The organism is Streptomyces sp. BJ20 (assembly GCF_022869105.1).
GTDB classification, from domain to species: Bacteria; Actinomycetota; Actinomycetes; order Streptomycetales; family Streptomycetaceae; genus Streptomyces; species Streptomyces griseoincarnatus.
In genome coordinates this window covers 2,189,168-2,210,152 of sequence record NZ_CP094918.1, presented here as the reverse complement: position 1 = coordinate 2,210,152, position 20,985 = coordinate 2,189,168, and the positions used below count along the sequence as shown (strand labels likewise).

General features: G+C 73.9%; 15 protein-coding genes. 5 read left to right on the top strand and 10 right to left on the bottom strand.

Going from position 1 to position 20,985, the window contains the following annotated elements; genetic code table 11:
• Nucleotides 1-158: 158 nt before the first annotated feature.
• The 5 genes from MTR79_RS10065 to MTR79_RS10045 form a co-directional block, all read right to left on the bottom strand.
• A complete protein-coding gene (locus tag MTR79_RS10065) occupies nucleotides 159-1,307 on the bottom strand; it encodes an XdhC/CoxI family protein (protein WP_244789790.1) in 1,149 nt (382 codons plus the stop codon).
• Nucleotides 1,308-1,354: 47 nt separating this feature from the next.
• On the bottom strand, nucleotides 1,355-2,812 hold the full coding sequence (locus MTR79_RS10060; protein WP_244789789.1) for an NCS2 family permease: 1,458 nt from the start codon (nucleotides 2,810-2,812) through the stop codon (nucleotides 1,355-1,357).
• 372 nt (nucleotides 2,813-3,184) lie between these two features.
• The gene (locus MTR79_RS10055; RefSeq protein WP_244789788.1) at nucleotides 3,185-5,569 is read right to left on the bottom strand and encodes a molybdopterin cofactor-binding domain-containing protein; all 2,385 of its coding nucleotides are present in this window, start codon (nucleotides 5,567-5,569) and stop codon (nucleotides 3,185-3,187) included.
• 2 nt (nucleotides 5,570-5,571) lie between these two features.
• The gene (locus tag MTR79_RS10050; protein WP_086703510.1) at nucleotides 5,572-6,147 is read right to left on the bottom strand and encodes a (2Fe-2S)-binding protein; all 576 of its coding nucleotides are present in this window, start codon (nucleotides 6,145-6,147) and stop codon (nucleotides 5,572-5,574) included.
• The gene (locus MTR79_RS10045; RefSeq protein WP_244789787.1) at nucleotides 6,147-7,037 is read right to left on the bottom strand and encodes a xanthine dehydrogenase family protein subunit M; all 891 of its coding nucleotides are present in this window, start codon (nucleotides 7,035-7,037) and stop codon (nucleotides 6,147-6,149) included. Before MTR79_RS10045 ends, MTR79_RS10050 begins: the two co-directional genes overlap by 1 nt.
• A gap of 342 nt (nucleotides 7,038-7,379) precedes the next feature.
• Here MTR79_RS10045 and MTR79_RS10040 point away from each other — a divergent pair, with 342 nt between their 5' ends.
• The gene (locus MTR79_RS10040) at nucleotides 7,380-9,074 is read left to right on the top strand and encodes a PucR family transcriptional regulator ligand-binding domain-containing protein (protein WP_244789786.1); all 1,695 of its coding nucleotides are present in this window, start codon (nucleotides 7,380-7,382) and stop codon (nucleotides 9,072-9,074) included.
• A gap of 576 nt (nucleotides 9,075-9,650) precedes the next feature.
• Nucleotides 9,651-10,418: a hypothetical protein gene (locus MTR79_RS10035; protein ID WP_086703878.1), complete on the top strand. Its 768-nt coding sequence runs from the start codon at nucleotides 9,651-9,653 to the stop codon at nucleotides 10,416-10,418.
• Nucleotides 10,419-10,539: 121 nt separating this feature from the next.
• Here the strand turns inward: MTR79_RS10035 and MTR79_RS10030 are convergent, their stop codons facing one another.
• The gene (locus tag MTR79_RS10030; protein WP_244789785.1) at nucleotides 10,540-11,385 is read right to left on the bottom strand and encodes a GntR family transcriptional regulator; all 846 of its coding nucleotides are present in this window, start codon (nucleotides 11,383-11,385) and stop codon (nucleotides 10,540-10,542) included.
• Between the two features lie 167 nt (nucleotides 11,386-11,552).
• Between MTR79_RS10030 and MTR79_RS10025 the strand changes: the two genes are divergently transcribed.
• Entirely contained in the window at nucleotides 11,553-12,425 is an 873-nt protein-coding gene (locus MTR79_RS10025) for a (2Fe-2S)-binding protein (protein WP_244789784.1), read from the top strand.
• A 338-nt stretch (nucleotides 12,426-12,763) separates the two neighbouring features.
• On the top strand, nucleotides 12,764-13,807 hold the full coding sequence (locus MTR79_RS10020) for a DUF2637 domain-containing protein (RefSeq protein WP_086703872.1): 1,044 nt from the start codon (nucleotides 12,764-12,766) through the stop codon (nucleotides 13,805-13,807).
• Between the two features lie 75 nt (nucleotides 13,808-13,882).
• Here MTR79_RS10020 and MTR79_RS10015 read toward each other — a convergent pair whose 3' ends face one another.
• Nucleotides 13,883-14,308: an ATP-binding protein gene (locus MTR79_RS10015; protein WP_086703874.1), complete on the bottom strand. Its 426-nt coding sequence runs from the start codon at nucleotides 14,306-14,308 to the stop codon at nucleotides 13,883-13,885.
• 218 nt (nucleotides 14,309-14,526) lie between these two features.
• Nucleotides 14,527-15,192 carry a hypothetical protein gene (locus tag MTR79_RS10010; protein WP_086703875.1) on the bottom strand — a complete coding sequence of 222 codons (666 nt, stop codon included), beginning with the start codon at nucleotides 15,190-15,192 and terminating at the stop codon, nucleotides 14,527-14,529.
• Between the two features lie 259 nt (nucleotides 15,193-15,451).
• On the opposite strand from MTR79_RS10010, the gene MTR79_RS10005 reads away from it, so the two are divergent.
• On the top strand, nucleotides 15,452-16,936 hold the full coding sequence (locus MTR79_RS10005) for a helix-turn-helix transcriptional regulator (RefSeq protein WP_244789783.1): 1,485 nt from the start codon (nucleotides 15,452-15,454) through the stop codon (nucleotides 16,934-16,936).
• A 6-nt stretch (nucleotides 16,937-16,942) separates the two neighbouring features.
• Here MTR79_RS10005 and MTR79_RS10000 read toward each other — a convergent pair whose 3' ends face one another.
• Together MTR79_RS10000 and MTR79_RS09995 are read right to left on the bottom strand one after the other, a co-directional pair.
• On the bottom strand, nucleotides 16,943-18,688 hold the full coding sequence (locus MTR79_RS10000; RefSeq protein ID WP_189363457.1) for a pyruvate dehydrogenase: 1,746 nt from the start codon (nucleotides 18,686-18,688) through the stop codon (nucleotides 16,943-16,945).
• A 66-nt stretch (nucleotides 18,689-18,754) separates the two neighbouring features.
• Nucleotides 18,755-20,914 carry a protein phosphatase 2C domain-containing protein gene (locus MTR79_RS09995; protein WP_244789782.1) on the bottom strand — a complete coding sequence of 720 codons (2,160 nt, stop codon included), beginning with the start codon at nucleotides 20,912-20,914 and terminating at the stop codon, nucleotides 18,755-18,757.
• Between the last annotated feature and the right edge of the window lie 71 nt (nucleotides 20,915-20,985).

Below are 20,985 nucleotides of genomic sequence, written 5' to 3'. Positions count from 1 at the left end.
GCGCCCCTGTCCGGACGGTGACCGGCCCGGCCGCCGAGCCACCGGGCTGATGCGGCGGGCCGGGCCCGCGGGTGCGTGGTGGACGGGTGCGGGACGGCGCTCCCCGCGCCCTCCGGCGGGTCAGACGCGCACGCGGGGCAGCGACCGACGAGGCCCCCTCAGGCCACCGGGCCCATGGTGCGGGCCGGAGGCCGGGGGTCGCGGTGGATGGGGGTGTGCGCTCCCGTGAGGGCGGCGCCCGTGCCGCCTCGGCGGTCGGCGACGATCTCCGCCGCGATGGACAGGGCCGTCTCCTCCGGGGTACGGGCGCCCAGGTCGAGGCCGATCGGGGACCGCAGCCGGGCCAGCTCCAGCTCGGTGACGCCGGCCTCGCGCAGGCGGGCGTTGCGGTCCAGGTGGGTGCGGCGGGAACCCATCGCGCCGACGTAGGCGACCGGCAGACGCAGCGCCAGCTTCAGCAGCGGCACGTCGAACTTGGCGTCGTGGGTGAGCACGCACAGCACCGTGCGGGCGTCGACCTCCGTGCGGGCCAGATACTCGTGCGGCCACTCCACGACGATCTCGTCCGCCTCCGGGAAACGCGCCCGGGTCGCGAACACCGGCCGCGCGTCGCACACCGTGACGTGGTGGCCGAGGAACGAGCCGACCCGTACCAGCGCCGCCGCGAAGTCGATCGCGCCGAACACGATCATCCGGGGCGGCGGCACCGACGACTCGACCAGCACGGTGACCGGCGCCCCGCAGCGCGACCCCTCCTCCCCGATCTCCACGGTGCCGGTGCGGCCCGCGTCCAGGAAGGCGCCCGCCTCTGCGGCGACCGTGCGGTCCAGCTCCGGACGCGCGCCGAAGCCACCCTCGTACGAGCCGTCGGGTCGGACCGTGAGCGCGCGGCCGCGCAGGTGGCCGGGGCCCTCGACGACGCGCGCGAGCGCCGCCGCCCGCCCGCCGGCCGCCGCGGCGAGCGCGGAGGCCAGCACAGGGCGCGCGGGGTCGGACGCCCTCACGGGGGTGACCATGACGTCGATGATCCCGCCGCAGGTGAGGCCGACGGCGAAGGCGTCCTCGTCGCTGTAGCCGAACCGCTCGAGGACGGTCACGCCGTCCTCGAGCGCCCGGACACACAGCTCGTACACCGCGCCCTCCACGCACCCGCCGGAGACCGAGCCGACCGCCGTGCCGTCGGCGTCGACCGCGAGCGCGGCGCCGGCCCCGCGGGGCGCGCTGCCGCCGACGGCCACAACGGTGGCTACGGCGAAGTCACGGCCCTCGGCGACCCACCGGTCCAGCTCCTCGGCGATGTCCAGCATGTCTCGCTCTCCTCAACTGCGGTGACGTGAAAGGCGGAGTGGCCCTCTCAGCGCACCCCGAGCCAGCTCTCGATCGGGGCGAGCGCGAAGAAGACCAGGAAGACGAGGGTCAGGACCCACATGAACGGTCCGACCTCCCGCGCCCGGCCCTGACCGGTCTTGATCGCGACGTACGAGACGACACCGGCGGCCACGCCCGCGGTGATCGAGTAGGTGAACGGCATGACCACCACGGTCAGGAAGACCGGGGTCGCGGTGGCCCGGTCGGCCCAGTCGACGTGACGGGCGTTCGACATCATCATCGCGCCGATGACCACCAGGGCCGCGGCGGCGACCTCGCCCGGCACGATCGCCGTCAGCGGCGTGAAGAACAGGCACGCGGCGAAGAACAGGCCGGTGACGACGGAGGACAGGCCGGTACGGGCGCCCTCCCCCACGCCGGTCGCGGACTCGACGAACACCGTCTGGCCGGACGCGCCCGAGACGCCGCCGATCGCGCCGCCGGCCCCGTCGATGAACAGCGCCTTCGACAACCCCGGCATCCGGCCCTTGGCGTCGGCGAGCTTCGCCTCCGTGCCGACGCCGATGATCGTCGCCATCGCGTCGAAGAAGCCGGCCAGGACGAGGGTGAAGACGATCATCCCGACGGTCATCGCGCCGACCTCGCCCCAGCCGCCGAACTCGACGTGCCCGAAGAGGGAGAAGTCCGGCATCGACACCGCGCCGCCGTTCAACTCGGGCGGGCCGCTCGCCCACTGCTTCGGGTCGATCACGCCGGACGCGTTGAGCACGACGGCGAGTACGGTGCCGCCGACGATGCCGATGAGGATGGCGCCGGGGACCCCCCGGGCCTGCAGCACGAAGACGGCGAGCAGGGTGATCGCGAACAACAGCACCGGCCAGCCCGCGAGTTCGCCCGACGGGCCGAGGGAGACCGGGGTGGACTCGCCCTGGTGCACGAAGCCCGCCTTGTAGAAGCCGATCAGGGCGATGAACAGACCGATGCCCATGGTGATCGCGTGCTTCAGGGCGAGCGGGATGGCGTTCATGATCATCTCGCGGAGGCCGGTGACGACCAGCAGCATGATGACCACGCCGTACATCACGCACATGCCCATCGCCTGCGGCCAGGTCATCTCCGGGGCGACCTGGGAGGCGAGGACGCCGGACACGGAGAGGCCGGCGGCCAGGGCGAGGGGCACCTTGCCGAAGAAGCCCATGAGGAGCGTGGAGAGGGCGGCGGCGAAGGCGGTGGCGGTGATGAGAGCGGTGGGGGCGAGGGTGTTCCCGGCGGCGTCCTCGCCGGACAGGATCAGGGGGTTGAGGAGGAGGATGTACGCCATCGCCATGAAGGTGGTGGTGCCGCCGCGGAGTTCGCGGGCGAGGGTCGATCCTCTGTGGGTGATGTGGAAGTAGCGGTCCAGCCAGGACCGTCCGGCCGGGACGCGGGATCCTGTTCCCGCGTCCTCGGCCGTGGTCGTCGGTTGCAGTGACTGTTGGGTCATGTGGGCCTGCTCCCAAGGTTCATAGGGGCACCCGGCACCCACCCTGCGGTGGGGACGGGATTTGGGGAGGTGCACGACCCGGGGGACGGCCCGAGACGAACGAGGTACGCCTGAACGGCGTTGGTGTGCCTGCGGCGGCCGGGGCTGAAGCACGCCTTCAGGGGCGGGTGCGGGGCTCTTGCAGCGGGCGTGACGGCACCGCGCCTTCAAGGGCGCGGGGAACTGCGCGACCAGCCACGGAGGACCCGCACCCGGCGTCGGCGGGGTGCCGCTGCGCCCACCCGTGCCGCCCTGGGGTCCCCCCAGGCCCTCAAGGCACTGGGGGAGGCACGACCGCCCGCAGCCAGGGCGGCAGCCGGCCCGCACCCGGCGTCACGACGTGCCCGTCAGGTGTTCCGGCCGGACCGGAGTTCTGTTCAACTCCAGACCCGTCGCCGCCCGGATCGCCGCCAGGACCGCCGGGGTCGACGACAGCGTCGGGGCCTCCCCGACGCCTCGGAGGCCGTACGGGGCGTGGTCGTCGGCGAGTTCCAGGACGTCGACCGGGATGGTCGGGGTGTCGAGGATCGTCGGGATGAGGTAGTCCGTGAAGGACGGATTCCGTACCTTCGCCGTCCGCGGGTCTACCAGGATCTCCTCCATGACCGCCACGCCCAGGCCCTGGGTGGTCCCGCCCTGGATCTGGCCCACGACGGACAGCGGGTTCAGCGCCTTGCCGACGTCCTGCGCGCAGGCCAGCTCGATCACCTTCACCAGGCCCAGCTCCGTGTCGACCTCGACCACCGCGCGGTGTGCGGCGAAGGAGTACTGGACGTGGCCGTTGCCCTGGCCGGTGCGCAGGTCGAAGGGTTCGGTGGGGCGGTGGCGCCACTCCTCCTCGACCTCGACGGCCTCGTCGCCGAGGACGTCCACGAGATCGGCGAGGACCTCTCCCCCGTCGGTGACGACCTTGCCGCCCTCCAGCAGGAGTTCGGCGTGCGCCCAGGCCGGGTGGTAGGAGCCCAGCTTGCGCCGGCCGAGCTCCAGCACCTTCTCCCGGACCAGCCCGCAGGCGTGTCTGATCGCGCCGCCGGTGACGTACGTCTGGCGGGACGCGGACGTCGAACCGGCCGAGCCGACGCGGGTGTCGGCCGGGTGGATCGTCACCTGGGTGACGCCCAGCTCCGTGCGGGCGATCTGGGCGTGTACGGTGACGCCGCCCTGGCCGACCTCGGCCATCGCCGTGTGCACGGTGGCGACGGGCTCGCCGCCGACGACCTCCATGCGGACGCGGGCGGTGGAGTAGTCGTCGAAGCCCTCGGAGAAGCCGACGTTCTTGATGCCGACCGCGTAGCCGACACCCCGGACGACGCCCTCGCCGTGCGTGGTGTTGGACAGGCCGCCGGGGAGCTGACGCACGTCGGCTCCCTCGCTGGACTCCCACTGGCGCTCGGGCGGCATGGGCATCGCCTTGACGCGGCGCAGGAGTTCGGCGACCGGTGCCGGCGAGTCGACCGGCTGCCCCGTGGGCAGGAGCGTGCCCTGCTCCATGGCGTTGCGCTGCCGCAGCTCCACCGGGTCGATGCCGAGCCGAGCCGCGAGCTTGTCCATCTGCGCCTCGTAGGCGAAGCACGCCTGGACCGCGCCGAAGCCGCGCATGGCGCCGCAGGGCGGGTTGTTGGTGTAGAGGGCGATCGCCTCGATGTCGACGTCGTCGACGGCGTACGGCCCGACGCCGAGGGAGGAGGCGTTGCCGACCACGGCCGGGGAGGCGGAGGCGTACGCGCCGCCGTCGAGGACGATGCGCGCCTTGACGTGGGTCAGCCTGCCGTCGGCGGTGGCGCCGTGCTCGTAGTACAGCTTGGCGGGGTGGCGGTGGACATGGCCGAAGAAGGACTCGAAGCGGTTGTAGACGATCTTGACGGGTTTGCCGGTGCGCAGGGCGAGCAGACAGGCGTGGATCTGCATGGACAGGTCCTCGCGCCCGCCGAACGCGCCGCCGACGCCGGCCAGGGTCATCCGCACCTTGTCCTCGGGAAGGCCGAGCACGGGCGCGATCTGGCGCAGGTCGGAGTGGAGCCACTGGGTGGCGATGTAGAGGTGGACGCCACCGTCCTCCTCGGGCACGGCGAGGCCGGACTCGGGGCCGAGGAAGGCCTGATCCTGCATGCCGAAGGTGTACTCGCCCTCCACGATCACGTCGGCGCGCCCGCGGGCCGCCGCGACGTCGCCGCGCACGATGGGCTGGCGGTGCACGATGTTGGGGTGCGGGACGTGCCCGATGTGGTGGTCGTCGCGGTGCTCGTGGACCAGGACCGCGTCCGGTGCGGTCGCCGACGCCTCGTCGGTGATCACGGGCAGTTCGCGGTAGTCCACCTTGATCTTCGCGGCGGCGCGGCGGGCCGTCTCGGGGTGGTCGGCGGCGACGATCGCGACGGGCTCGCCGTGGTGGCGTACCTTGCCGTGCGCGAGGACCGGGGTGTCCTGGATCTCCAGGCCGTAGTGCTTCACCTCGGTGGGCAGGTCGTCGTACGTCATGACGGCGTACACGCCCGGCGTGGCGAGGGCCTCGGCGGTGTCGATGGAGACGATCTCGGCGTGGGCGACGGTGGAGCGCAGGATCTGGCCCCAGAGCATGTCCTCGTGCCACATGTCGGAGGAGTACGCGAACTCTCCGGTGACCTTGAGGGTGCCGTCGGGGCGGAGGGTGGACTCCCCGATGCCGCCCTTGGTGCCGGACCCCTGTGTGATCTTCGTGGGAACGCCGTTCGTGGGCATGCTCAGACCCCCTCGGACTGGCGGGCGGCCGCGAGGCGGACCGCGTCCATGATCTTCTCGTAGCCGGTGCAGCGGCACAGGTTGCCGGAGAGCGCCTCGCGGATGTCCGCGTCGGACGGGTTGGGACGGCGCTCCAGCATCTCGTCGGCGGCGACCAGCAGCCCGGGGGTGCAGAAGCCGCACTGGACGGCGCCGGCGTCGATGAACGCCTGCTGCACGGGTGAGAGTTCCGCGCCCTCACCGGTCTGCGAGTCGGTGCCGTCGGCCGTCCATCCCTTGGCCTCGTCGAGGGAGGTGCCACAGGTGCCGCCGGCCCCGCGGGCGCGCCGCCGGGCGTGGTCGGCGAGGCCCTCCACGGTGACGACCTCGCGGCCCTCGGCCTGGCCTGCGGCGACCAGACAGGAGCACACGGGCACGCCGTCGAGCCGTACGGTGCAGGAGCCGCACTCGCCCTGTTCGCAGGCGTTCTTCGAGCCGGGCAGGCCGAGGCGCTCGCGCAGGACGTAGAGGAGGGACTCGCCCTCCCAGACGTCGTCGGCCTGCTGGGGGCGTCCGTTGACGGTGAAGTTGACGCGCATTACGCGGCTCCCTCCGTGGTGCGGTGGGCGCCGCGGTACGACTCCCAGGTCCAGGTCAGGGTGCGGCGGGCCATCACGCCGACCGCGTGACGGCGGTAGCTCGCGGTGCCGCGCACGTCGTCGATGGGGTTGCAGGCGGCGGCGCACAGGTCGGCGAACCGCTTCGCCACGGACGGGGTGATGATCTTCCCGTTGTCCCAGAAGCCGCCCTCCTCCAGGGCCGCGTTGAGGAAGTCCTCGGCGGCCCGCGCGCGGATCGGGGTCGGGGCGGCCGAGCCGATGCCGGTGCGGACCGTGCGGGTCTCCGGGTGCAGGGCGAGGCCGAAGGCGCACACGGCGATGACCATGGCGTTGCGGGTGCCGACCTTGGAGTACTGCTGCGGTCCGTCTGCCTTGTCGATGTGGACGGCGCGGATCAGCTCGTCGGGCGCGAGCGCGTTGCGCTTCACACCGGTGTAGAAGTCGTCGATGGGGATGCGGCGGGATCCGCGCACGGACTCCACCTCGACCTCGGCGCCGGCCGCGAGCAGGGCGGGGTGGGCGTCGCCGGCCGGGGAGGCGGTGCCGAGGTTGCCGCCGACGCCGCCGCGGTTGCGGATCTGCGGGGAGGCGACCGTGTGGGAGGCGAGGGCGAGGCCCGGCAGCTCGGGGCGCAGATGCTCCATGATCTCCGCGTAGGGGACGGAGGCGCCGAGCCGTACGGTGTCGTCGCCCACCTCCCATGCGTGGAGATCACCGATGCGGGTGAGGTCCATCAGGTACTCGGGACGGCGGTGGTCGAAGTTGATCTCGACCATCACGTCGGTGCCGCCCGCGATCGGCACAGCGGTGGGGTGCTCGGCCTTCGCGGCGAGCGCCTCCTCCCAGCTGGCGGGTCGAAGGAAGTCCATGACCGGCTCTCTTCTTCGTCTCGTGGGGCGTACAGATTGAGCCAATCCGTGTGCGGCGGGCCCGGCTCGTTCCTGCGGTGTTCACGTGGAGTGCGCCCAGTACACCGCCGCGTACTCCGCCCGGGTCAGTCACGGAAACCATGAAGGAGTTGGCTGGCCAACGCGGGCATCTTGTAGATTCATATGAACGGAGAGCCTCAGTAACCTTCCGGTCTTCCTCCAGTAACGCGGAAGGCGATCGGGAGCCGGCGGAGCATGTCCGCAGGCCAGTCCCCCGGGGCCTCTCCCGACCATCCCTTCCCCCTCCCACGGGTGACGAGACAAGGAACGGCGGCGACGAGAATGCGGCTGCGCGCACTGCTGGACACCGACGCGCTGGGCCTGAAGCTGCTCGGCGGGGAGGACGAGCTGGACCGCGGGGTGCGCGGGGTGATGACCACCGACCTGCGCGATCCCAGCCGCTATCTGTCCGGCGGCGAACTGGTGCTGACGGGGCTGGCCTGGCGCCGCGACGCCGCCGACTCCGAGCCGTTCGTACGGATCCTGGTCCAGGCCGGGGTGGCCGCGCTGGCCGCGGGCGAGGCGGAGCTGGGGGACGTCCCCGACGACCTGGTCGAGGCGTGCGCGCGGCACAGGCTGCCGCTGTTCGCGGTGCACGAGTCGGTGGCGTTCGCGACCATCACCGAGCACGTCGTGCGGCAGGTGTCCGGCGAGCGCGCCGGGGACCTGGCGGCCGTCGTCGACCGGCACCGGCGGATGATGACCTCCGGACCGGCGGGCGGCGGCCCCGACGTGGTGCTCGACCTGCTCGGCTCCGACCTGGACCTGCGCGCGTGGGTGCTCTCGCCCACCGGCCGGCTGATCGCGGCGCCCAAGGAGACCTCGGGGGCGCGCGGAGGCGTGCCCGCGCTGGACACCGAGGCGTGCGCGCGGCTCGCGGCGGAGCATCTGGCGGCCGTGCGGACCGGGCGGCGCGGCCCGCACCGGGTGGTGCTGGACCGGACGACGTACAGCCTCTTCCCGGTGCGGGGCAGCGGGCACGGTCCGTCCTCCGAGCCGGCCGACCCGCGCGAGACGATGCTCGCGGACTGGCTGCTGGCGGTCGAGGCGGACGCGGGTGACTGGGCAGAGGAGCGGCTGGACCTGCTTCAGGGTGTCACGCAGCTGATCGCCGTCGAGCGGGACCGGCGGGACGCGGCGCGCACGGTGCGGCGGCGGCTCGCCCAGGAGGTGCTGGAGCTGGTGCAGACGGGCGCCGCGCCCGGGGAGATCGCGGCGCGCCTGCGGGTCGCCGCGCCGGTGCTGCTGCCCGGTCTCGGCACCGCGCCGCACTGGCAGGTCGTGGTCGCCCGGGTCGAGTGGGAGGACGGGCGCGGCGACGCCGGCCCGGTCACACAGGCGCTGCTCGAGGAGATCCTGGTCGACCCGGCGTCGACCGGACCCGAGCCGTCCGACCGGATCGCGGTGGCGCACACCGGCGACGAGGCGATCGCGCTGGTCCCGCTGCCCTCCGTGGCCGACGAGCACGACGAGGCCGAGGCGGGTGTGCTGGCCGACGCGCTGCTGGAGTCCGTACGCGGGCCGCTGACGGCGGGCCTGGACGGCGACGGACGGCTCACCGTCGGCGTGTCCGCGGCGGTGCACTCGGCCGAGGGGCTGCGCGGCGCGCTGGAGGAGGCCCGGCACGCACGCCGGGTCGCGGCGGCGCGCCCCGGCCGGGTGTGCGCGGCCGGACACCAGGAGCTGGCATCGCACGTGCTGCTGCTGCCGTTCGTGCCCGACGACGTGCGGCGCGCGTTCACCGCCCGGCTGCTGGACCCGCTGCGCGAGTACGACCGCCGGCACCGCGCCGAGCTGATCCCCACCCTGGAGGCGTTCCTCGACTCCGACGGCTCCTGGACCCGCTGCGCCACCCGCCTCCACCTGCACGTCAACACACTGCGCTACCGCGTCGGCCGCATCGAGCAGTTGACGGGGCGCGACCTGTCACGGCTGGAGGACAAGCTGGACTTCTTCCTGGCGCTGCGGATGAGCTGAGCACCGCCCAGGACTGCAACACCCCGCGGAACGCGGGGGCTTACGCAACCACCCTCAGGGCAACCCCCTCAGGAGCGCGGGGAACTGCGCGACCAGCCACGACCGGGCCCGCACCCGCCGCACGACCCCACCGGCCGCGAGGCCCATCCGTCCAAGCGCCCAACCGACCGCAGGTCCAAACACCCCCAGGGGCGCGGGGAACTGCGCGACCAGCCACAACCAACCCGCACGACCGAGACCGACCGCGACGCTCGCGCCCGACCGCAGGCGCAACACCTCACGGAGGCGCGGGGAACTGCGGGACCGACCGCAGGTCCAAACACCCCCAAGGGCGCGAGGAACTGCGCGACCAGCCACAACCGGCCCGCACCCGCCGCGCGACGGATCCAGCCACGAGGGTGCCGCCCTCCCCCGACCCGGCCACAGGCCGGACTCCCCGCTTCCGCCCCGCCCCCCATGACTTTGTGAAATCCTTCACCCGCCCTCTTGGCCGGGCCCGGTGGTTCGTGCTGAGATGCGGCCACCACTCAACAGCTCGATGGCGTGCTCGGGGAGGGCAACGTGGCGCATACCGCCATGTCCGGTGACGGAACGACCGCCGAAGACGATCCCCTCCAGACGGCGGTGTGGCGGCTTCGCTCCCGCGCCTGCTGGGTGGACGCGGCCGCACTGCTCGCCCCCGCCACCCCCCAGGCCGCCCTGCAGCGGGCGTCGCTGCTGGTGGAGCGGTGTCTGTACACCGAGGCGGGGTGGGAGGACGCGGAGGACGCGCTGCGCACGGCGGAGGCGCTGGCGCACACCGACGACGAGCGGGGCGCGGCCGCTTGTGAACGCGGGTACTTGGCCTACGCCGCCACGCTGTTGCAGGTCCGGGACCGGGCCGACGAGGCGCGCGCCGCGCTGGGCCGGGCCGCCGCGCTGATCGCGCCGGGCGCGGCGGGGCGGCCGCTGCTGGACTTCCGGCGCGGTCTGATCGCGGAGAACCTCACCCGCTCCCCGCAGGCCGCCCGCGCGGCGTACCGGCGGGCCCACGCGGGCGCCACGGCCCACGCCGACCCGCTGCTGCTGTCCGCCACCTGGCGCCATCTCGCCGGACTGGCCCTGCGCGAGGGCGAGCTGACGGAGGCCCGGCACGGGTTCGCGGAGTCGCTGCGGATCCGCGAGGAGCTGGGGTACCTGGTCGGCACGGCGCCGGCACTGGTGTCCCTGGCGGACACGGAGACGGAGCCCGAGGCCGCCCGTCTCCGCGAGGAGGCCCGCCGCCTGTTCCGCCTCCTGGGCGGAGTCCCCACCTGGCTCGCCCACCGCCTCGCCCCTCCGGAGGAGGACGCGGCGACGGCGTGAGCCGCTTCAAGGGGGCCTCGTTCGGGTGAACCGAGGGACCGGGCACCCGGGGGTTCCGGGTTCCGGTCGAAGGGCCCGTGCTCGAGGCCGCCGGGGCGTGTGTCGGAGGGGGTGCCCCCTCCTACTCCGCTCCGTTGAAGTGCTCCCCCACCAGCGCCCGCACCACGTCCAGGTCGCCCGCGATCAACGCGTCCAACAGGGCCGTGTGTTCGTGGGCGTCCGCGATGAGTTCGGCGCGGGTGCCGCCGCCGGGAGCGCCGCCGCCCGCCAGGGGCCACTGGGCGCGCCGGTGCAACTCCTCGGCCACGCCGACCAGTTGCTGGTTGCCGGCGAGGGCGAGGACCGCGCTGTGGAAGGCACGGTCGGCCTCGGCGTACGTGGCGCGGCAGCCGGAGGAGGCGGCGCGGACGGTGGCCTCGGCGAGCGGGCGCAGTCCGGCCCACCGCTCGGCCGGCACGGTACGGGCCAGCCGCAGCATCACCGGGACCTCGATCAGCGCGCGCACCTCCGCCAGCTCGGCCAGCTCCCGCGGGCCGCGCTCGACGACCCGGAAGCCCCGGTTGGGCACGACCTCGACCGCGCCCTCCTGGGCGAGCTGCTGCATGGCCTCGCGGACGGGCGTGGCGGAGACGCCGAAGCGCTCGGCCAGCACGGGCCCCGAGTAGACCTCGCCGGGCCGCAGGTCGCCGGTGACCAGCGCGGTGCGCAGGGCGGCGAGGACCTGACCGCGTACGGACGACCGCTGGACGGCGGGCCGGGGCCGCGGAAGGGCGGGCTCGCCGTGGGTGTGCTCACCGCGCGCGGACCCCTCGGTGGCGGCTCCGGCGTCGCGGCGCCGGTCCGCTTCACCTGCGGCCGGCTGGGAGGGCACCCGGTAGCGGCTCCGTGCGGTCCCGGCGGCGGCCTCGGCGGCCGCGGCCGCCTCGCCCGTCGTCGTCCCGGCGGAGCCCTGCGTGCCCTGCTTCACAAGGTCCTCCTGCGGACGTGTCGGTACTTGGGGTCATTACGGCGGGTTGGCACCTGTGCGTCAAGCACCATAAGCGCATCGGACGCCAGTTCACATCTCCGCGATGTTGGGTAAGGTGAGGCTTACCTTTTATTGCCCGGCTCCACGAGACGTGAAGGGGTGGTCCCATGGCCGTGCCCGGTTCGGCCGTCGCGGACGCGTACGCCCGCCTGGCGGAGGCCTTCCCGGCCCTCGCCGTCACCGAGCTCGGCGCGGGTGAGGCGGCCCCCCGGGGCGGCGGCTGGGTCGCCGCCGCCGACCTCGCCGCAGGCGGGGAGACCATGGACGCCTTCCTCGCCTGGGACGACACGCAGGTGCGGCGGGACTACGGGCAGCAGGGCCGCCCGGACGTCATCGCCAGCTTCGGTCTGCACCGGTACGCCTGGCCGGCCTGCCTGCTGATCACCGTGCCATGGTTCCTGCACCGCCGAGTCCCGCGCTACCCCGTGACGCACGTCTCGTTCGACCGCACCGCCGCCGGGCTCGCCGTCGGCCGCATGGCCGTACGCCCCGCCGGTTTCGCCTGCCTGCCGGACGACCCGGCCGCCGCCCTGCCCGGCGCGCGCGTCGTGGAGGACGAGGAGGCGCTGCGGGCGGAGGTGCGCGCGGCGGTCGCCGAGCACCTGGAGCCCGTACTGGCCGGATTCGGCCCCCGCATGCGCCGGCGCGGCCGGGCGCTGTGGGGCATGGCGACCGACGAGATCGTCGAGAGCCTCTGGTACGTCGCGGGGCTGCTCGGCGAGGAGGAGCGGGCTCTGCGCGAGCTCGAGCTGCTGCTGCCGGGCGCGACGCAGCCGTACGTCGGCGCGGTGACGTTCCGCAGGCCGTCCGAGCCCGGCGGGGAACCGGCCGCCGCCACCCGGGAGCGGGTGAGCTGCTGCATGTTCTACACGCTGCGCCCGGCGGACGTCTGCGCCACCTGCCCGCGCACCTGCGCCAAGGAGCGGACCGCGGTGCGCGCCCCCGAACGGGAGAAGGAGCTGGTCGGGCAGGCCGGTTGACGCGACGTAGGACAAGGCGGGGCGGCCGGACGACGTAAGATCGTCCGGGCCGCCCCATCGTTGTGTCCGCCGCCGACGCGCGCCGGACGGAGCGGCGAGGTCACGAGCACTTCACAATTTCCTCACCGCCCGCAGGATTACTCCGTGGAACCATCCGTACGGGTAGTCTTATTCGAACTCAACTCCCGCCCCTCATGCGGCAGTTCGAGCAGAAAGCCGCCCAGGACACCCCCCTCGCACCACGTTGGCGGCCTCTTGCCCCGAAACCCCCTGAGGGACGCCGGGATTGGGCCACCATGGCGGGCGTTACGCCCTATCCCAATGCAAGGGACCCCTAGATGAGACTGACCGACATATCGCTGAACTGGCTGCTTCCGGGCGCCGTGCTGCTCCTGGGCATGCTGGCGGCGGTGGCGGTGCTGGCGCGCGGCAAGCGCTCCTCGGTCAAGGACACGAGCGCCGACGACTCGTGGGAGCGCAGCGAGGAGCGCCGCAGGCGCAAGGAGGCCATCTACGGCACCGTCTCCTACGTGCTGCTGTTCTGCTGCGCGGCGGTGGCCGCCGCCCTGTCCTTCCACGGCCTGGTCGGCTTCGGTGAACAGAACCTCGGCCTGTCCGGCGGGTGGCAGTACCTCGTCCCCTTCGGCCTGGACGGCGCGGCGATGTTCTGCTCGGTGCTCGCCGTGCGCGAGGCCAGCCACGGTGACGCGGCCCTCGGCTCGCGCATACTCGTATGGACGTTCGCCTTCGCCGCGGCCTGGTTCAACTGGGTCCACGCGCCGCGTGGCATCGGCCACGCGGGCGCCCCGCACTTCTTCGCGGGCATGTCCCTGTCCGCCGCGGTCCTCTTCGACCGCGCGCTGAAGCAGACCCGCCGCGCCGCGCTGCGGGAACAGGGCCTGGTGCCGCGGCCGTTGCCGCAGATCCGCATCGTCCGCTGGCTGCGCGCCCCCCGCGAGACCTACCGCGCCTGGTCGCTGATGCTGCTGGAGGGCGTGCGCAGCCTCGACGAAGCGGTCGAGGAGGTCCGCGAGGACAAGCTCCGCAAGGAGCAGGAGAAGCGGCGCCGGCGGGAGCAGGAGCGCATGGAGCGGGCCCGCCTGAAGGCGATCAGCCGCGGCCACCGGGGGTTCGGCGGCCGGGGCGGACGCGAGCTGGAGGCCACGGTGGAGCGCGAGTCCGACGTGGTCACCGCGGAGCCTGCCATAGCGGCGCCGGAGGCCCTGCCCGCACCCGCCCAGCGTCCCTCCCTGCAGCCGGTCCGCCGCTCCGGCGGTGAGGCGCGGACGGTCGATCTCACGGCCGAGGACGACACCCAGGCGCTGCCGCGTCTGGACAGCCTGGAGCGCAAGCTCAAGGACCTGGAACAGCAGTTCGGCTGACGGCCCGTACGACGCGGCCGGGCGCCGGACGACGACGCGACGCGGCGTGAGGGGCGCGGTGGGAAACCGCCTCCCTCACGCCGCGTCGGCGTCCGTCCCCGTTTCCGTCTCCGGCCCGAGCGCGAACCAGACGGACTTGCCCACGCCGTGTCGTCTGACGCCCCAGGCGTCGGCGAGGGACTCCACGAGCACCAGGCCCCGCCCGTTCGTGGTGTCGTTGCCCGTCCGCGGGCGCGGGCGGGGCTCGCGGGAGGTGAAGTCACGTACTTCCACGCGCAGTCCCCAGGGGCCGACGTCCGCGGTGAGGACCGCGTCGCGGTCGGTGTGGACGAGGGCGTTGGTCACCAGTTCGCTGGTGAGCAGTTCCGCGACCGCGGACCGCTCCGGATCGCACCGGTGGCGTAACAGCTCGCGCAGGGCGCGGCGGGACTCGGCCACCGCCCGCAGATCCGCACGCCCCAGTGTGCGCCTCAGCCGATCCGCCGAAGCCTGACTTCTCATGACCCCCGCCCGCGTGCCGCTGCCGATTCCCCCACCTGCTCGAACGCCTACACGGGAATGCTTGCCCGGTCGTTCACACGGCAGTCATACGGAGCGGTCGTGAGCCGTGGTTGTCCGAAGTGCAACGGCCACACAACGGGGTGCGGGGCCGTCCTCCCGACCCCCGTGGCGAGAGGACGACCCCGGCTCTCACACGGTGGTCGCGGAACTGAGGTGCCTCAGTAGAGCTTGGTGACCGCCTTCTTCGCGGTCTTCTTGAACGCGGCGAGCGGGGCGTCGTCGAAGTCGCCCATCCGGCCCCAGCCGACGACGGTCACGGTGCGGCCGTCACGTCCCACGGACAGCAGGTTGACGTCCGTGGCGCCGTACGACGTCTCGGTGTGCAGGCCGTGCACCGTCGCCCCCTCCTCGACGGGCAGGGTGCCGAAGAACCGGCCCTCGGCCTCGATCTCCGGGTACAGCCGCTCCAGCCGGGCGGCGCAGGTGCGGATCTCCTTGTTCAGCCGGTCCGCCAGCGCCTTGCCCTTCGCCGCGGACCCGGTCACGACGGTGACCTGCACGGCGCTGGTGTCCAGCTCGGTGTGGAACAGGCGGTGCCGGTAGTCGTACGCCGGCACGCCCTCGCCCAGGCAGTACGCGAGCTGCTCGGGGAAGCCGTCGGTGACCGGACCCGCGGTCCAGCCGGTCGGGTGCGGGGGCAGCTCGGACGCCGCGAGGAACCTGGGGGCGGCGGCCTTCTTCGGCGCGGACGCGCTTTTCGCTGCCGCGTTCTTCTGTACGGTCTCGCCCGGCGCGGCGCCGGCCTGTGTGGTGGCGGCCGCGCCTACGGCGAGGGCGGTGGCGGTGAGCGCGGCGAGCGCCGCGACACGTGTGCGGACGGGCATGGGTGACCCCCGTGGGATGTGCGTGGTGGAATGACGAACACGTGCGCCGCGACGGCCGGGATGGTCCGTCCGGGCCGTCGGAGCGGTTCGCCGTGGTCAGAGCATCCGCCGTCGCGGACGACCGGCGCAAGCGCAGCCGCCCGATTCCCCGGCATGGAACCGTCCCAGCCCGTCCGACGTGCAGTGATACAGGGTGCCTGGGATGCCCTGGGACGCCCGGTGGAGGCGGACGCGGACGAGCGACGGGGAGAGGGAGCCGGTGTCGGCACAGGACGAGGTGACGGAGTTCGCGGCGCTGCTGCGGGAGCTGAAGGGGCGCACGGACCGCAGCTACGGCCGGCTGGCCCGCCGCCTCGGGATGAACACCTCGACCCTGCACCGCTACTGCGCGGGCGACGCGGTCCCGGTCGACTTCGCCCCGCTCGAACGCTTCGCCGCGTTGTGCGGCGCGACCCCCGAGGAACGCCTCGACCTCCACCGCCTGTGGCTCCGCGCGGCGGAGGCACGCAGGCGGCCGCGGGGCGGGGCGGCTTCGCCCCAGGTGCCGGACTCGACGGCTTCGGACGCGCCCGGTGAGGCGGGCCGGCGTGCGCCCGCCGTGGAACAGGACTCCGGGGCGGACGTCTCGCCCGAGGCGGCACGATACGACGGCCCTGACACCCCCTCCCACGGCGAGCTGCCCGGCTCCTCCTCGGGCCCCGCCGTCGAGGCGAACGATTTCGGCCACGCCGAGGGGCCGGGCGGGGACGACACGCATGTCGTGAGCGGGCCCGTGGGCCGTCCCCCCGCACCCAGGCCCCGCCGCTGGCGGCGCAAGCGCGTCGTCGTGGCCGTCGCCGCCATGTGTGCCGTGCTCGCCACCGTCGGGAGTCTGTCGTTCCTGCCGGACGACCGGAAGACGTCCGGGACCGGGGCCGTCGGGGCGGCGGAGGAAAGTCAGGAGAGCGGCATCGGGGACGGTGCGGGCCCCGCCCGGTCCGTCGCGCCCACCGGCTCCCCCTCGGCCTCGACGTCGTCCTCACCGTCCCCCTCCCCCTCCGCCCGTCACGGCGGGAACGGCACCGCGTCCAGGACGCCGAGCCCTGCGGGCTCCCCCACCGCACCGGACGACGCGCCGGCGGGGCCACCGCCCCTCACCTGGTCGGTGAACGACCACGTCTGGGCGCACGGCTGCGGGCACGACTACGTGGTGGCCAAGCCGCCCGCCCAGGTGCCTCCGCCGCCCGCCCCGCAGGACGCCCGGACCTGGGCGGCCGCACAGGGCGCCGTGCACGGCAAGGAGACGCTGGTGGAGCTGTCGGTGCAGGGCAAGTCCGACACGGCCGTCGTCCTCACGGCGCTGCGCGTCCGGGTGACCGGCCGTTCGGCCCCGGCGCCCGGCACCGCGTACGCGATGGACCAGGGCTGCGGTGGCGCGCTGACCCCGCGCTACTTCGACGTGGACCTGGACAAGGACCGGCCGATCGCCCGCGCGGTCGCCGGGAACGACGCGGGCACGCCGGTCCCCGCGGTGCGGATGCCGTACCGGGTGTCTGCGACCGACCCCGAGGTGCTGCTGATCACCGCCCGCACCGAGGGCTGCGACTGCCGCTGGTGGCTGGAGCTGGACTGGTCCTCGCAGGGCCGCACCGGCACGGTGCGGATCGACGACCGGGGCCGTCCCTTCCGCACCAGTGCCCTCGGGGGCCTGCCGCACTACGAGTACGACACCCTGAACCGCTCCTGGCGGGCCCGGAACAACTGAACGTGCCTACGGGCGCGGCACGTTCCGCAGGTTGGAGCGGGCCATCTGGACCATCCGGCCGACCCCGCCGTCCAGCACGATCTTGGAGGCGGACAGGGCGAACCCGGTCACCATCTCCTTGCTGATCTTCGGCGGGATGGACAGCGCGTTGGGGTCGGTCACGACGTCCACCAGCGCCGGCCCCTTGTGCTTGAACGCCGCCTTCAGCGCGCCCGCCAGCTCCTTCGGCTTCTCCACCCGCGCCCCGTACGCCCCGCAGGCGCGCGCCACGGCGGCGAAGTCGGGGTTCTTCAGCCCCGTGCCGTACGACGGCAGTCCGGCGACCAGCATCTCCAACTCCACCATGCTGAGCGAGGAGTTGTTGAACAGGACCACCTTCACCGGCAGGTCGTACTGCACGAGCGTGAGGAAGTCGCCCATCATCATGGTGAATCCGCCGTCGCCGGACATCGACACGACCTGCCGGTGCCGGTCGGTGAACTGCGCCCCGACCGCCATCGGCAGCGCGTTGGCCATCGAGCCGTGGGAAAACGAACCGATGATCCTGCGGCGGCCGTTGGGCGAGACGTAGCGGGCGGCCCAGACGTTGCACATGCCGGTGTCGACGGTGAAGACGGCGTCGTCGTCGGCCACGTCGTCCAGGACGGACGCCACGTACTCGGGGTGGATCGGCACATGCTTCTCCACCTTGCGGGTGTACGCCTTCACCACCCCCTCCAGCGCCTCCGCGTGCTTCTTCAGCATCCGGTCGAGGAACTTGCGGTTGTCCTTGGTGCGCACCCGGGGCGTGAGACAGCGCAGCGTCTCCTTCACATCGCCCCACACCGCGAGGTCCAGCTTGGAGCGCCGTCCGATGATCTCGGGCCGCACGTCCACCTGGACGATCTTCACGTCGTCGCCGGGCAGGAACGCGTTGTACGGGAAGTCGGTGCCGAGCAGGATCAGCAGGTCGCACTCGTGCGTCGCCTCGTACGCCGCGCCGTAGCCGAGCAGCCCGCTCATGCCGACGTCGTACGGATTGTCGTACTGGATCCACTCCTTGCCGCGCAGGGCGTGCCCCACCGGCGCCTTGATCTTCCCGGCGAACTCCATCACCTCGGCGTGCGCGCCCTTGGTGCCGGCGCCGCAGAACAGGGTGACCTTCTCGGCGCGGTCGATCATGTCGACGAGCTTGTCGATCTCGTCGTCGCCGGGGCGGACCGTGGGCCGGGAGGTGACCAGCGCGGTCTCGGGCGCCTGGTCGGGGGCGGGTTGGTCGGCGAGGTCGCCGGGCAGCGAGACGACGCTGACGCCGGACCGGCCGACCGCGTGCTGGATGGCCGTGTCCAGCAGCCGGGGCATCTGCCGGGGGCTGGAGATCAGCTCGCAGTAGTGGCTGCACTCCCGGAACAGCTGGTCCGGGTGGGTCTCCTGGAAGTAGCCGAGGCCGATCTCGCTGGACGGGATGTGGGAGGCGAGGGCGAGGACGGGCGCCATGGAGCGGTGGGCGTCGTAGAGGCCGTTGATGAGGTGGAGGTTGCCGGGCCCGCAGGAGCCGGCGCAGGCGGCGAGCCGGCCGGTGACCTGCGCCTCCGCGCCGGCCGCGAACGCGGCGGTCTCCTCGTGGCGGACATGGATCCAGTCGATGGCGGAGTTGCGGCGCACGGCGTCCACGACCGGGTTGAGGCTGTCACCGACCACGCCGTACAGGCGTTTGACTCCCGCGCGGACGAGGATGTCGACGAACTGTTCCGCGATGTTTTGTTTGGCCATGGTTTCCGTCCGCCCCTCGGGTGCCGGAGATGCCTGACGGATTCCATGAATTCACACCGGGCGCGCTCACGCCTCCCAGACGGCCACGGCCGTACGGTCGTCGGCGTACCCCTTCACCCGTACCTGGGTGTCCGCCAGATACGCCGTCAGTCCCGGCGGTTCGGGACCGGACCACCGGTCGGCGAGGTGGGCGCGCAGTCCGGGCTCGCCGCGCAGCGGTTCGGCGAACCCGGTGCCGCACATCAGCAGCACATCACCCGGGCGGGCTACGGAGGTACGGAAACGGAAGGGCTCGCGGGGCGGTCCGGGGGCCGGTTCGTACGGGCTAGGGGGTGTGGGGATGCCGAGGTCCATGGTGAGGCGGTCGCCGTCCGGCGTCTCGTGCGGCGCCGAGCCGAAGCCGAGCACCGGCTCGCCCTTCACCTCAGCGACCTCCGGCTCGATGTCCTGCCACTCGCGCTCCCGCAGCCGGAACAGCCCCCCGGGGCCCACCCCGAAGAACACCCGGGTGCGGCACTCGGGATCGCCGGACAGCAGCAGGCAGCGCATCGAGGCGGCGTAGTCGTCGGGGTCGAGGCCCTGCTCCGTCGCGGCGGCGCGCAGCTTGCCGAGACCGCGGTCGGTGAGGCGGTGCAGGCCGGCCTTGAGGTCGGTGCGGCGGGCCGCCCGGATGTCGGCGGCGAGCCGCTCGTGGCTGCGGCCGACCGCCGCGGCGATCCAGCGGCACACCTCGGCGGCGGCCAGATGCGCGCCGGGAGCGGTCCTGGTGCCGGTGGCCAGCGCCACCAGCACCAGGGCCCGCTCCCCCGACCCGAACCGCGCGGTCAGCAACGCGTCACGGCGGGGCTCGCCCCGGTACCGGGCGGAGTCCCCGCGGACGGAGACGGCCCGCAGGGTGCAGGCGCCGTAGCGGGCGCCGTCCAGCACGGTGTCCGGGACGAGCGCGTCCAGATCGTCGGGGTCGGCGGCGGGGAGGGCGGTGGGTTCCGCGTCGTAGGTGGGCGGGCGGGTGCCGACGTGAACGCGGGAGGGAAGCGGGGGCGGGAGGGGCCCGAGCCTGGACGCGGGACTCGCGTCCGCCGGTTCACCGTCGGACGGCGCGGCAGGGGTCCAGTCACCGTAGGCGGGGGCGGCGGTGGGCCCGGAGGGCGGCGGCCGGCCGGGAAGAGCGGGGGCGGGGGCGTCGGGTGCGGAGGGGTTCGCCTCCGACGCGGCGGCCCTGTCGTCCGGCCGACTTGGCTCGGTCGCCGGATGCCGGGCGGGCGACGCTTCCGGGACGGACGGACGGCCCACCCCCTGCGGGGGCGGGGACGCCGGCCCGGGCGCCGACACCGGCGGCGACTCCGGGCCGGAAGGCGACTCCCGGCCGGTGGACCCGTCGGAGGCGTCGGCCGGTGGCGTCCGGCCCGGCGGCGAGGCCCCAGGGGGCAAGGGTGCCGCGGGCGGCTCCGGTGAAAGCGGCGCCTCAGGAGCGACCGGCGAGTCGGCCGGACGGCCCGCCCCCTGCAGGGGCGCGGGCGCCGGCCCGGGCGCCGACACCGGCGGCGACTCCGGGCCGGAAGGCGACTCCCGGCCGGTGGACCCGTCGGAGGCGTCGGCCGTTGGCGTCCGGCCCGGCGGCGAGGCCCCAGGGGGCAAGGGTGCCGCGGGCGGCTCCGGTGAAAGCGGTGCCTCAGGAGCGACCGGCGAGTCGGCCGGACGGCCCGTCCCCTGCGGGGGCGCGGGCGCCGGCCCGGGCGCCGACACCGGCGGCGACTCCGGGCCGGAGGGCGGTCTCGGGGCGGGCGCCGTCGGCCGCGTGGACGGGGATTCCGGCGGGGCGGCCGGGACGTCGGACGGCTCCGTGGCCGGAGGGGCGTCGGCCGGGCCGGGCCGTTCCGGAGGTGCGGACACCGGAGGGGTGTCCGTGGACGGCTCGGGCTCCCACCACGCGCGTGGTGGTGCGCCGCCGGAGTCGGGCGGGGCCGCCTTCGGCGACGGTGGCGAAGTCCGGCGCGGGCCCGGCAGCACCGAGGGCCCGGGGACGTCCCTGGGCTCCGGGGCCGACGGGGCGGGCGCCCCGTCTCCGCCGACCGCTCCCGCCGCCGAGGCGAACCGGTCGTCCAGGGAGTCGGCCGCGGGCGCCGGCCCCGTGTCGTCGGAGGCGTCGTCGTACAGCTGCCCCCACCAGTCGTCCTCGGGACCGGGACCGGTGGGCCCGCCGGGCCTTCCCCCCTGCTGACTCATGCCCTCAATTGTCCACCGGACGGGCCGGAGGAAAACGGGGCATCGGGAAAATCGCCGCCACGCGCGACGGC

Coding starts and splice junctions, on each gene's coding strand:
- MTR79_RS10065 (WP_244789790.1), bottom strand. CDS start 1,307: ATGCTGGACATCGCCGAGGAGCTGGACCGGTGGGTCGCCGAGGGCCGT.
- MTR79_RS10060 (WP_244789789.1), bottom strand. CDS start 2,812: ATGACCCAACAGTCACTGCAACCGACGACCACGGCCGAGGACGCGGGA.
- MTR79_RS10055 (WP_244789788.1), bottom strand. CDS start 5,569: ATGCCCACGAACGGCGTTCCCACGAAGATCACACAGGGGTCCGGCACC.
- MTR79_RS10050 (WP_086703510.1), bottom strand. CDS start 6,147: ATGCGCGTCAACTTCACCGTCAACGGACGCCCCCAGCAGGCCGACGAC.
- MTR79_RS10045 (WP_244789787.1), bottom strand. CDS start 7,037: ATGGACTTCCTTCGACCCGCCAGCTGGGAGGAGGCGCTCGCCGCGAAG.
- MTR79_RS10040 (WP_244789786.1), top strand. CDS start 7,380: ATGCGGCTGCGCGCACTGCTGGACACCGACGCGCTGGGCCTGAAGCTG.
- MTR79_RS10035 (WP_086703878.1), top strand. CDS start 9,651: ATGTCCGGTGACGGAACGACCGCCGAAGACGATCCCCTCCAGACGGCG.
- MTR79_RS10025 (WP_244789784.1), top strand. CDS start 11,553: ATGGCCGTGCCCGGTTCGGCCGTCGCGGACGCGTACGCCCGCCTGGCG.
- MTR79_RS10020 (WP_086703872.1), top strand. CDS start 12,764: ATGAGACTGACCGACATATCGCTGAACTGGCTGCTTCCGGGCGCCGTG.
- MTR79_RS10015 (WP_086703874.1), bottom strand. CDS start 14,308: ATGAGAAGTCAGGCTTCGGCGGATCGGCTGAGGCGCACACTGGGGCGT.
- MTR79_RS10010 (WP_086703875.1), bottom strand. CDS start 15,192: ATGCCCGTCCGCACACGTGTCGCGGCGCTCGCCGCGCTCACCGCCACC.
- MTR79_RS10000 (WP_189363457.1), bottom strand. CDS start 18,688: ATGGCCAAACAAAACATCGCGGAACAGTTCGTCGACATCCTCGTCCGC.
- MTR79_RS09995 (WP_244789782.1), bottom strand. CDS start 20,914: ATGAGTCAGCAGGGGGGAAGGCCCGGCGGGCCCACCGGTCCCGGTCCC.